This window comes from Streptomyces sp. CA-135486, from assembly GCF_050936555.1.
In the GTDB taxonomy this organism is placed as follows: domain Bacteria; phylum Actinomycetota; class Actinomycetes; order Streptomycetales; family Streptomycetaceae; genus Streptomyces.
In genome coordinates this window covers 1,041,816-1,053,603 of record NZ_JBNJMM010000001.1, presented here as the reverse complement: position 1 = coordinate 1,053,603, position 11,788 = coordinate 1,041,816, and the positions used below count along the sequence as shown (strand labels likewise).

General features: G+C 68.9%; 10 protein-coding genes. 6 read left to right on the top strand and 4 right to left on the bottom strand.

Features of this window, described 5'->3' with window-relative positions; genetic code table 11:
• Window positions 1–63 precede the first annotated feature (63 nt).
• Entirely contained in the window at window positions 64–1,983 is a 1,920-nt protein-coding gene (locus ACQEVG_RS04860) for a P-loop ATPase, Sll1717 family (protein ID WP_432977510.1), read from the bottom strand.
• A gap of 255 nt (window positions 1,984–2,238) precedes the next feature.
• Between ACQEVG_RS04860 and ACQEVG_RS04855 the strand changes: the two genes are divergently transcribed.
• The gene (locus ACQEVG_RS04855; RefSeq protein WP_432977507.1) at window positions 2,239–2,586 is read left to right on the top strand and encodes a Pepco domain-containing protein; all 348 of its coding nucleotides are present in this window, start codon (window positions 2,239–2,241) and stop codon (window positions 2,584–2,586) included.
• Between the two features lie 10 nt (window positions 2,587–2,596).
• On the top strand, window positions 2,597–4,183 hold the full coding sequence (locus ACQEVG_RS04850; RefSeq protein WP_432977504.1) for a caspase family protein: 1,587 nt from the start codon (window positions 2,597–2,599) through the stop codon (window positions 4,181–4,183).
• Window positions 4,184–4,484: 301 nt separating this feature from the next.
• Here the strand turns inward: ACQEVG_RS04850 and ACQEVG_RS04845 are convergent, their stop codons facing one another.
• Window positions 4,485–6,128, bottom strand: a complete 1,644-nt coding sequence (locus tag ACQEVG_RS04845; protein WP_432977501.1) for a beta-N-acetylhexosaminidase — start codon at window positions 6,126–6,128, stop codon at window positions 4,485–4,487.
• Between the two features lie 74 nt (window positions 6,129–6,202).
• Between ACQEVG_RS04845 and ACQEVG_RS04840 the strand changes: the two genes are divergently transcribed.
• The 3 genes from ACQEVG_RS04840 (at window position 6,203) to glmS (ending at window position 9,305) form a co-directional block, all read left to right on the top strand.
• A complete protein-coding gene (locus ACQEVG_RS04840; RefSeq protein ID WP_432977498.1) occupies window positions 6,203–7,081 on the top strand; it encodes a DUF4429 domain-containing protein in 879 nt (292 codons plus the stop codon).
• Window positions 7,082–7,158: 77 nt separating this feature from the next.
• Entirely contained in the window at window positions 7,159–7,446 is a 288-nt protein-coding gene (locus tag ACQEVG_RS04835) for a hypothetical protein (protein WP_432977495.1), read from the top strand.
• A gap of 41 nt (window positions 7,447–7,487) precedes the next feature.
• A complete protein-coding gene (glmS, locus tag ACQEVG_RS04830; protein ID WP_432977492.1) occupies window positions 7,488–9,305 on the top strand; it encodes a glutamine--fructose-6-phosphate transaminase (isomerizing) in 1,818 nt (605 codons plus the stop codon).
• A 183-nt stretch (window positions 9,306–9,488) separates the two neighbouring features.
• Here glmS and ACQEVG_RS04825 read toward each other — a convergent pair whose 3' ends face one another.
• Window positions 9,489–10,058: an acetate uptake transporter gene (locus ACQEVG_RS04825; protein ID WP_432977489.1), complete on the bottom strand. Its 570-nt coding sequence runs from the start codon at window positions 10,056–10,058 to the stop codon at window positions 9,489–9,491.
• Window positions 10,059–10,238: 180 nt separating this feature from the next.
• Window positions 10,239–10,760 carry a universal stress protein gene (locus tag ACQEVG_RS04820; RefSeq protein ID WP_215088845.1) on the bottom strand — a complete coding sequence of 174 codons (522 nt, stop codon included), beginning with the start codon at window positions 10,758–10,760 and terminating at the stop codon, window positions 10,239–10,241.
• 376 nt (window positions 10,761–11,136) lie between these two features.
• Between ACQEVG_RS04820 and ACQEVG_RS04815 the strand changes: the two genes are divergently transcribed.
• Window positions 11,137–11,520, top strand: a complete 384-nt coding sequence (locus tag ACQEVG_RS04815) for a hypothetical protein (RefSeq protein WP_432977486.1) — start codon at window positions 11,137–11,139, stop codon at window positions 11,518–11,520.
• Window positions 11,521–11,788: the final 268 nt, after the last annotated feature.

Here is an 11,788-nt window from a genome sequence, read left to right as displayed (position 1 = left end):
ACTACGGTCCCTCGCCGGCGCGCCCGCTCCTTGTGAAGCCGGGCCGGGCGCCCTGCCCGCGCATCATCCGGAGCTGGATCCGAGTCCGCCGCCGAGCTCGCGGCTCAGACTGCGTGTCTCGTCCTCGATCCGGCGAATGAGGCTGACCGCGCCGTCACCGTCGCCGAGGCCGTTGTCCGACAGATGGGCCGCCAGGGCATTGAGGTAGTTGGTGGCGGCCAGCACATGGCTCACGGCGTCCGTCGCCATTCCCATGCGCAGCTGTTCGATCAGCCGTCCCGCGTCGTCCGACACCCGTTCCACCTGGACCGAGATCTCGTAGGCGGTGTCGGCAGGAAGGCTGGAACGAACCAGCTGCCGTTTGATGCGCTCGCAGGAGTACACCAGCGACTCGACCAGAGAGAAGTCCCGCCCCTGCACGGCGGCGTTGGCCGATCCGATCTGCGAGCCCCTGACCACGACGACGCTGGAACGCTGGTCGCCGGTGATGAAGCTCGTCTGGCGCATGACATAGGGGTGCAGCTCGGTGGAGCTGAGCGCGTTGAGCGCCGGACGGAAGCACGGATGGATGTGAAACTCGCTCTCGTGCGGCTGGACCGGGACCTGGGCCCCTCCCGTGTACACCACCTCGCTGCCCCGGCGTACCCCGAGGAAGTTCACGCCGAAGAGCACATCGATGATCCCGTCCACGGTGAGCGTGTCGGCGTACTCGGTGTACCGTCCGCGCAGCGCATCGCCGTACGTCTCGATCCGGCTCTCCAGCGCGGCCCTCATCACCACGTATCCCGTGTTCTGGAAGATTGCGAGAACCCTGCTCAGGAACGGAAAGTTCACCAGGTACTCGCGGGCGAGATCCTGCAGCTTCCACTCCGAGAACTGCCGGGTCGCCCCCGTGACATCGTCCTCGGTGATCGTCGCATGGCCGCGCTCCGCCGCCCGGTCCCGGCACAGATTCAGGAACTGAATGGCGTCCCTCGGCCGGGCGAGCGAGCGCGAAAAGAGATACTCCGCCGTCGGCCGGCCCTCCACCCGCCGGGGGAACAACTGCTCCCACAGCTCCACCGGGGTCAGCCGGCGCCCCAGCGAGACCGAGGCACGGGTGAGCGCCAGCTCCTTGAGCCCATCGGCGGTCCATTCGATGCGGACCTCGTCGCCGCGGTACTTGTCGCCCTCGCTGAACTCCAGCGCGTCGTAGATGTCCGCGCGCAGGAACAGCACACAGCGCATCGCCTTGCCGTACTCCCCCGCCACATGCTTTCCCGCCAGCAGCAGCCCGGTGACCATGGCCATGCTCTCCGGGTCGTTGGACCACACCTGCTCCAGCTGATCGACCAGCACCAGCAGCGGCCCATGGGTCTCGGCGCAGTCGAGCTCGCCCAGTGCGCGGGCGACGCCGCCCTCCAGGATGTCGAGCTGCCCGGCCGCCCTGGCTCCCTCCGAGGTTCCGCTCATGTCCAGCGACGCCTTGACCCCGAACGCCTCGAGCGACAGCGAGGTCTGCAGTCCGCGGGTGCCGCTCGCCAGCCGGTCGTACAGCCGCGCCTCCCCGGCTTCGCCGTTGGCCTTCAGAAACTTCTCCAGGGCACGTACGGAGGCCGGAAGCCGCCGCCCGTGCTGCTCCCTGGCATGCGCGATGACATGGCGGGCCGCATGGACAGCGATGACATAGCGCCAGATCAGCGACTTGGCGGTACGCCCGGTGAGCCCCTGCAGCTCGAACCGGCGGATCTCGTCACCCGCCGCGTCGTCCGGGGTGAGCAGGACCGTACCGCCGTGGCGCTCTCCGCCCATCGTCAGCCGCATGCAGATCGCGCTCTTGCCGACGCCTTTGCGCCCAATGACAAGGATCTTCCGCCCGGAGAGCACGGACTCGTACGCCGTGGTCGGCAGAAAGCCCTCGCGCAGCAGTCCGTCGGCCATGTCGTGCTCGGCGTCGTCGCGGCCGAAGTACAGCTTCTCGATGGTGTTGTTCGATCGGGCCATGCGTCTCAACTGCCCCCCGGCGACGGTGTGTCCGACGCTCCAACGGTAGTGGGCCGGAGGGCATTTGTAAGCCGTACGGATACGTTCGAGGACACTGAGTGATCGCTCGTTCGGCTCCCACCGAGGTCGAGTCGTGGCCGGAGCGGGACCGATTGGTGCTGTGGGACATTGACCGGCACCGGATTCTCGCTCCTGACCATGAATCACCCTCCGTCTTCGTACAGTTGACTTGCCGTCACTGACAAAGGGGGATTCGTGAGTTCAGCTGCCAATGCGTCCGAAGTAACGGCCTTGTCCTTCTGGGTTTCGTACGACGATCAAGATGGTCAACTCGACGACGGCGGCGACACCATGGGCCTGTTCGGCGGTGGGGACGGTGAGGTGCGACTGAGGAGCGTACCTCTGGGGGCCTTGCGCAAGAACCTCGCCGAGGCCGTTGACGCGTTGCAGCAGGTGTTCACCGAGGCCGCCGCCCGAGGCGGACCGCTGCCGTTGCGGGAGGCACACCTGTCCTTCCAGGTGACGGCGAGCGGGGGTGTGCAGTTCGTCGGTTCTGCGCAGATGCAGCGCAGCCACGGCATCACACTGGTCTTCAAGCAGTGACCGGCGTGTGATGGTACGTCACAGAGCCCTCCTCATCGGGGCCAGCGCCTACGAGATGCCCGGTGTCCCGCCCCTCCCCTTCATTCCGGCCGACCTCGCCCGGCTCGGATCGGCGCTCGAGGACCGTGGTTTCGACGACGTGCAGGTCCTGGCCGGGCGCGAAGGCGGCAAGCAGGTTTCGGCGAACTACGTGAACGCCCGGGTGGTCGGCTTCCTCAGGCGCGCCCGCCCGGGCGACACCTTGCTCATCCTGCTGAGCGGGCACGGCGTGCATGCCAAGGGTCGCGACTACCTCGTACCTGAGGACATCGACGAGGACACGCATCCCTTCGAGTCGGGGTGCGTGGCGATCGACTGGCGTGAGCACATCGACGAGACGCCTGCCGAGCACGTCGTCTTCCTGATCGACGCCTGCCGGGAGGGCATCGAGCAGGACTCGATGGGCGTCGCGAGTGTCAAGCAGTGGAGCCGGCAGAAGATCAGCGCCGCGCTGCGTCGCAAGGTGGCGTACGTGTACGCCTGCTCGCCGGGACAATACGCGCTGTTCGTGCGCCCGCACGACTCCCCCGTCAACCCTGTCACCGGGGTCCGGCTCGGCGATTCGTTCAGCATCTTCTCCCGGTCGGTGTCCGACGTCATCGCCGCGCATCCCGGTGCCGCCACACTCCCCCTCGGTCGGTTCCAGGACGCCGTCCAGGACCGGATGACCGAGTTGCACCGCGGGTACCGCAAGAGCGGGCAGCCGCAGTCCCTGCGGGTCATAACCGACATCCCGGCCGACGGTTTTCTCTTCCTGCCGTCGCCGAGCGGGCGGTCGGGGCGTGTCCGTGAGCCCTCCGCCGTGATCCGTGAGCCCTCCACAGCGGGAAGGGACGCCGATACGACGGCGTATGAGAGCGCCGGGATGGGTGTCGAGGCCGGCACTCCCCGACCGGCGTATCCGCAGCACGGCGTTCGGCTGGGCCGACGAGTGTTCTTCGCGCTGACCCTGCTCGGCCTGCTCGGCGTCGCGGCCTGGGCCGCGGCCACCTACAACGGCGATGGCAAGGGAGGCGACGCGAAGTCGAACGAGCCCGGATCGGAGACCTCGCTCACGCCCAGCTCCTCCGGGGCGCGGCCTTCCAGCACGAACAGCAGGAACGACAAGGACAGTTCAGGATCAGGAAAGACCAGCGCGTCCAGCATGTCCGCGCTGCCCGACTGCACTCCAAGCGCTGCGGAGTTGACCGTGCGCAGCCTTCACAACGCATACGGACCCGATGACATCCCCACCCTGCTGCTGACCGCGAAGAACATCACCGGCAGCGACTGCAAGGTCGATCTCGGGCCCAAGAAGACGGTACTGACCCTCACGCCGGTCAACAGCGCCGACGTCTATTGGTCCTCGGCCGACTGCCCCACAGGCTCTGGCAGTCGGCTCTTCCTGGCGCCCGCCCACGGCGACACCACGTACACCGTGAAGTGGGACCGCAAGCCAAGTGCTCCGCAGTGTGGAACGTCTCCGGAAGGGTACGCAGGCTTCGGCACCTTTCTGGCGGAGGCGACAGCACCGGGCTTTGGCAAGGCGCAGACATCATTCGTGCTGTCCAAGTACTGAACACACCCCCCGTGGAGAGGCTTTGGAGAGGGGTGCGTCTCTTCTGTAGGGATCTTTGACGTGCGCGGTTGCTGACCGCACGACACCACCCCTTGGTGTGCGTGACCTCCGACAGCGACGGCCGTTGATCGGATCATGATGAACCCAGTCGGATAGACCGGACGGTGAGGCGCGACGAGAAGACGGCTCACCAGCGTCGCCGGCGCTGTGAGGGCAGTCTGGGCCCCCGACCTGTTTTCGCAGGTCAGGGGCTGACCGTTCAGGGTGAGTAACGGGACTCGAACCCGCGATATCCGCGAGGTCAGCCCGAAGGCCACGGCACCTGCGGGCTGCGGTAGAAGTCGATGCCCAGCGCCGACATCCGCGGACCCTGCGCCGCCAACCGCACTCGATAACCCTCCCAGCCATGCGCCGAGGCAGGCGACCAGCCCAGCTCCGCCACCCCCACCACCCGCGGGAACGCCATGAACTCGATGTGGTCGCTCGTCGAGATCGTCTCCGACCACAGCGGCGCCTCGACTCCTGCCACCGCGGACGCCGGCGCGCCCGGCAGATACGTCCCCGGGTCCCAGTCGTAGGACCGCCGCACCTCCACGAATCCGGCCCAGTCCAGGCCCAGCGGGGTGTCCTTGTTGTACTTCATGTCGAGGTAGATCCGGTCCGCGGGCGAAAGGATCAGTCCGGTGCCGTTCCGCGCGGCCCTGGCGACCTGTGCCTTCTCCGCGTCGCTGGTGTCGTCCAGACCCCAGTACTGGGCGAGCGCGCCCTTCGTTGGGGTCGCGCCGGTCAGCTGGTGCCAGCCGACCACCGTCTTCCCGTACTTGGCGACGATCGGCTGCACCCTGTCCATGAACGCCACATAGTCCGCGTGGCCGGTGGAGTGCGCCTCGTCGCCGCCGATGTGGAGGTATCTGCCGGGGGTGAGCGCGGCGAGCTCCCGTACGACGTCGTCCACGAAGTCGTACGTCACGGCCTTCGGCACACACAGCGAGCTGAAGCCGACGTCCGTGCCGGTGTAGAGGGGCGGCGCGACGCCGGTGCAGTTCAGCTGGGCGTACGAGGCGAGCGCGGCGTTGGTGTGCCCCGGCATGTCGATCTCGGGGACGACCTCCAGATAGCGGGATGCGGCGTGGCGCAGGATCTCCTTGTACTGGGCCTTGGTGTAGTACCCGCCGCGTCCGCCGCCGACCTGGGTGGAGCCGCCGTATGTGGCCAGGCGCGGCCAGGAGTCGACGGCGATGCGCCAGCCCTGGTCGTCGGAGAGATGCAGATGCAGCTTGTTGATCTTGTAGAGCGCGAGTTGGTCGATATAGCGCTTGACCTGGTCGACGGCGAAGAAGTGCCGGGAGACGTCGAGCATCGCGCCGCGGTAGGCGTACCGCGGGGTGTCGGTGATGGTGCCGCCGGCGACCTGCCAGGGGCCGAGCTGCCGGGTGTCCTTCTCGACCGCGGCGGGCAGCAGCTGGCGCAGTGTCTGCACGGCGTGGAAGAGCCCTGCGGGCCCCCGGGCGGTGAGGGTGAGCGAGCCGGGGGACGACTCCAGCCGGTAGCCCTCGTCGCCGAGGGCGCGCTCGTGGGAGTTCAGCCGCAGCCGGATGCCGCCGGGTCCGCGGTCGTGGGTGACGGGCAGACGGTAGCCGGTGGAGGGCCGCAGCAGCCGGCCCAGATAGCTGCCGATCCGCCGCGCTTCACGGGAGTGGCGCTCGACCTCAATCCGGGTCAGGGGAGTGAGGGTGTACGGGGCTCCGCCGGGGCGGACGGAAGCGGGCGCGGGGACGATCCGGCCGAGCTGCCGCGGGGCGGCGGACTGGGTGGGTGCGGTTCCGGCGCCGATTCCGGCGATACCCGCGGCGACGAGCAGCAGCGAGCCGAACAGGCGGGGTAACGCTCCGGGCTGTCTCACAGGCTGGGTCCCTTCGACGGGCGTCGCAACTGTGGCAGTCATCATGCGTACCGCGCGCCCCAGTTGAGGTCAAGGTGTAGACCAACTCCTCAATCCGCAGGTGAAAGAATCCCCGCATGGCGGAAATCATCCAGAAGGACGGCACCTGGACCTTCGACGGCGACACAGTGCGCATCGTGCCCGGCAACGACAAGAGCGTGAGCCTGCTGCGCAAGACCCTCGGTGAAGTCGCCGTACCACTGGGCGCGTTGGCCGGGATCTCCTTCGAGCCGGGCAAGAAGTCCGGACGGCTGCGGCTGCGCCTGCGCAACGGCGCCGACCCGCTCCTCCAGATCACCGGCGGCAAGCTGGAGGACGGCTCCGACCCCTACCGGCTGACCGTCGAGAACGACCGCACCGGGGTCGCCGAGTATGTCGTCGACGAGGTCCGCAACGCCCTGCTCCTCGAGCAGGTGGGGACAGGACCCGTCGACAGCTATCTCCTGCCGGGCCCGGCCCTGCCGATCACCGTCGGCGCGGGCGACGGCACCGCCACCTTCGACGGGGAGCGGATCCGCCTGGAGTGGAACTGGAAGACCGAGGAGTCCAAATCCTCCGGCGGCGCCCGCACCCTCGCCCTGGAGGATGTGGATTCCGTCGAGTGGCTGCCCTCGGCCGGTCTGGAGAACGGTTACCTCCGCTTCGCCGTCTCCAAGGCCCCGACCAAGGCCCCGCCCAAGTACGACCCGCACGCCGTCGAGCTCTGGGGCTTCCGCAAGGACCCCCTGATGGCACTGGTCGGGGCTGCCGTGGTGGCCCGCATGCCGCACCCGTACGCCCCGGCCCGGACCGCTCCCGCCGAGGCCGGGCCCGCCGGAACCGCCCCCGCGCCGCGCGGCGACGATCATGACGTGCTGCTGCGCCGACTGCGTGAGCTCGGCGAGCTGCATCAGGCCGGGATACTGACGGACGAGGAGTTCACCACCGCCAAGCAGGCCGTTCTCAAGCGCCTGTAGGGCTCTCGTGACCGACTACTGCCCGCAATCGGGCAGGATTCTTGCAATCACGGGCGGCGACCCCTCAATATCTACGGGTGCTCGAATATCGCCAGTCGGGGCGCTCGTCCCACGACGATCTCATCGACCACCTGGTGCGCAGCACCGCGCTCCCGCGCGGTGAGGCGGCCCGGGTGGTACTCGACGTGCTGGCGTACTTCGACGAGAAGACCGAGGAATTCGTCCGCCGCCGCCACCGTGAGCTGCAGTCCGGTGGTCTGGCGAACGCGGAGATCTTCGAGCGGATCGCGGCCGAGCTGCCGCACCGCGCCGTGGCGCCGCCGGAGCTCTCGCTCCGCCAGCTGCGCCGCATCGTCTACGGCTGACCGGCCGGGCACACAGCTGATCCACAGAGGGGTAGAACTTTATGTGCGGAATTGTCGGATACATCGGCAAGCGTGATGTGGCACCGCTGCTGCTGGAAGGCCTGCAGCGGCTGGAGTACCGGGGTTACGACTCCGCGGGCATCGTGATCACGAGTCCCAAGGCCGCCGGCCTGAAGATGGTCAAGGCCAAGGGCCGGGTCCGTGACCTGGAGGCCCGGGTTCCCAAGCGCTTCGCCGGCACCACCGGCATCGCACACACGCGCTGGGCCACGCACGGCGCGCCCAGCGACGCGAACGCCCACCCGCACCTGGACGCCGACAACAAGGTCGCGGTCGTCCACAACGGCATCATCGACAACGCCTCCGAGCTGCGCGCCAAGCTCGTCGCCGACGGCGTCGTCTTCCTCTCCGAGACGGACACCGAGGTGCTCGTCCACCTCATCGCCCGCTCCCAGGCCGACACCCTGGAGGAGAAGGTCCGCCAGGCGCTGAAGCTGGTCGAGGGCACGTACGGCGTCGCCGTCATGCACGCCGACTTCAGCGACCGCATCGTCGTCGCCCGCAACGGCTCCCCGGTCGTCCTCGGCATCGGCGAGAAGGAGATGTTCGTCGCCTCCGACGTCGCCGCACTGGTCACCCACACGCGCCAGATCGTCACCCTCGACGACGGCGAGATGGCCACCCTCAAGGCCGACGACTTCCGTACGTACACCACCGAGGGCTCGCGTACGACCGCCACTCCGACCACCGTCGAGTGGGAGGCCGAGTCGTACGACATGGGCGGCCACGACACCTACATGCACAAGGAGATCTCCGAGCAGGCCGACGCCGTGGACCGCGTGCTGCGCGGCCGCATCGACGACCGGTTCTCCACCGTGCACCTGGGCGGTCTGAACCTGGACGCACGCGAGGCCCGTGGCATCCGCCGCGTGAAGATCCTCGGCTGCGGCACCTCGTACCACGCGGGCATGATCGGCGCGGGTCTCATCGAGAACCTGGCCCGGATCCCCGCGGACTCCGAGCCGGCCTCCGAGTTCCGCTACCGCAACCCGGTCGTGGACCCCGACACCCTCTACATCGCGGTCTCCCAGTCGGGTGAGACGTACGACGTGCTCGCCGCGGTGCAGGAGCTCAAGCGCAAGGGCGCGCGCGTCCTGGGCGTGGTCAACGTGGTCGGTTCCGCGATCGCCCGCGAGGCCGACGGCGGTGTGTACGTCCACGCGGGACCCGAGGTCTGCGTCGTCTCCACCAAGTGCTTCACCAACACGGTGGTCGCCTTCGCGCTGCTCGCCCTGCACCTGGGCCGCATCCGCGACCTGTCGGTCTCCGAGGGCAAGCGGATCATCGAGGGCCTGCGCAGGCTGCCCGCGCAGATCAGCGAGATCCTCGAGTCCGAGGCCGAGATCAAGAAGCTGGCCGAGGAGTACGCGGGCGCCCAGTCGATGATGTTCATCGGGCGCGTGCGCGGCTACCCGGTGGCCCTGGAGGCCTCCCTGAAGCTCAAGGAGATCTCCTACATCCACGCCGAGGCCTACCCCGCCTCCGAGCTCAAGCACGGCCCGCTGGCGCTCATCGAGCCCGCGCTGCCGACGGTCGCGATCGTCCCCGACGACGACCTGCTGGAGAAGAACCGCGCGGCCCTGGAGGAGATCAAGGCCCGCAGCGGCAGGATCCTCGCGGTCGCGCACCGTGAGCAGGAGAAGGCCGACCACACGATCGTGGTGCCGAAGAACGAGCACGAGCTGGACCCGATCCTGATGGGCATCCCGCTGCAGCTCTTCGCGTACCACACGGCGCTGGCCATGGGCCGGGACATCGACAAGCCGCGCAACCTGGCGAAGTCCGTCACCGTCGAGTAGGCCCCCTCTTTGCGGCTGAACCGCCGCCGCTCTCGCGGGGGTGGTCACTCGCCCTCGGGGTTGCTCAGTTGAAGTGCGGTACGACCGCAAAAGGGGCGGTCCCCCTGCGCGTTGCCACCGTGGCGCGCGGGGGGACCGCCCTTTCGCCAGCCGGCGCCGCCCAAGCGCCGGCTTGCGGCTGCCTCAGCCGGTGGCCGTCACTCCCCGGCCGGCAGCGCGTCCGGAGAAGGTCGGCCATTTGGCGAGGGCCGCCGTCGCGCCGTACCAGGCCGCGAGGCCCGCGACCGCGCCGGCCCAGCCGCCCGCCTTGGCCAGCCCGTCGTTCTCCGCGAACGATGCGATGCCGAGCAACAGCAGCGAGACGAACAAGAGCCCGTACACGACCTGTCCGAACAGTCCGCTGCCCGCGGACGCGGCGGTCAGGGTCAGCGCCAGCAGCGCCCACAGCAGCAGGAAGAGACCTGCCGCCTCTGCCGACACCTCGGTGCCGGCCCCGGTCCCCCAGGTGAACCAGAAGGCGCCGAGCCCCGAAAAGGCCGTGCCCGTACCGGCGTTGCCCGCGCGGAACTCGAGCAGTCCGGCGACGAACAGTGCGACGCCGCCGACCCAGGTCGCGAGTCCGGCCGCGTCCGCCGCCGCCACATTGTCGATCACACCGGTGTTGCCGACGCCGAACGCCAGCAGGGTCAGTCCGAGCGCGAGGTGGCCGAGAGTCGAGGTGCCGGCGCTTCCCGCAGAGACTTCATTGTCCACGGCGGGCTCCCTTCATGTCCTGTGCAGTTGTTCTGAATCGCTGTTCCCCAGCCACCGTTAAGTACCCTTCACAAGCGCACAATCCACCTCTACGCGTGGGTAGATTTCCGTGCGCACAAGGGGAGTTGACCCCGCCCGACCTGGGCGGAAAGCACAAGTGGAAGCGCGATTACGGGTTCGCTACGGGATGACAACGACGGGCCGCTGCGCGCGCCGCGCGAGCCGTCCCGCCACTGAGCCGAAGATGCGCCCGACGATTCCGTGGGTGGAGCCGACCACGATCGCGTCGGCCGAATACTCCCGGCCGACCTCCTCCAACTCGTGGCAGATGTCGCCACCGCGCTCGACCAGGATCCACGGCACCTCGGTGAGATAGTCCGCGCAGGCCAGCTCCAGACCGAGCACCTCGGTGCGGTGGTCGGGGACGTCCACGAAGACCGGGGGCTCGCAGCCCGCCCAGACGGTGGTCGGCAGCCGGTTGGCGACATGCACGATGATCAGGCCGGAGCCGGACCGCCTGGCCATGCCGATGGCGTACGCGAGCGCCCGCTCACTGGAGGTCGATCCGTCGAAGCCGACGACGACTCCGTGCCGGAAGGCCGGATCGCAGGAATGACATGTCTCTTCCGCCGCCTGCAGGTCCGACAGAGGGTCGGCTACCTGCTTGCGGTCCGCGGGTTCGGGGATTTCGTGACCGGCCATCGGTGTCTCGGCGAAGAAGTCCTCTGAGGGAGGGATCGTCTCGGGGAGGGTGGTTCGATTGCCCCGGCTGGCAGGACAGGGAGCCGTGTCCGGGAATCATCTTCCCTGGCCCATACCCCCAAGGGTACGGCCACACTCCTCTCCTGCCCAGAGCGTGCTGCCCCATGCCGTGGCGTTCCAGGGAGCATGCCCGAGCCCGCCCCGTATGGCAATGCCGCTTGGCGTCTACAGCGGTCTGGACACCGCCTCCTGGCCCGTCGGGAGGCGTCGTCCCCCGTCCGGAGGCGGAGCCCTGCCCTCAGGCGCGCCCCTGGGTGACCGATCCGCTCCGCTCCTCGTTGCACCTCGGTCATCCCACTGCCTCCAGGGAGCTTTTGTGCCCGCACGACCGCCCGGCCCGCCCCCTGTACCCTCGCCGGTCCCGCGGCGCGGCCGACGCAGGGCACCGCGCCGGGCGCAGGAGACGGCGGCCCGGCCCAAGCACTCCCCGGGCCCGTCCGCCGACTCGGCGAGCGACGTGGTGCGCTGGGCGGCGTTCAGCTGTGTGCTCGTCCCGGTGGTCCTGGTCGTGTACGGGACGTCGGTGGGCGGGGCGGCCGCCGCGGCCCTCGGCCTCGCCGCAGTGACGGCCGCCTGCCGGGTACTGCTGCGCAAGTCCGAGCGCGAGGCGGCCAGGGCGCGCGCGGCCGGGTCGGTGCCGGCCCGCGGACGGCGCGCGCGAGCCGCTCCAAAGACGCGCCGGGGCGGTCGGCACGGGTAGGGGAGTACCCCTGGCGACTGACCGTTTCGCACACCCGCACCCATATGTTTTCAGCCAACTTCACGCCACTGGCCCTCCCTTGGCGAAATGGCCTGCCAACCCCCTTGCCACCAGGGAAGAAAGGACCATTCGCGGCGCGTGCACCCTACGTGGACGGGCCATGCGCGTGACGCGCACTTCCCTGGGCGGCCCCCGAGTGGAACGCTTCGTGATCGAATGCTTCGCGCCAAGTTGCCATGTCGACATAGCGGGGCATGCCGAACTTGTC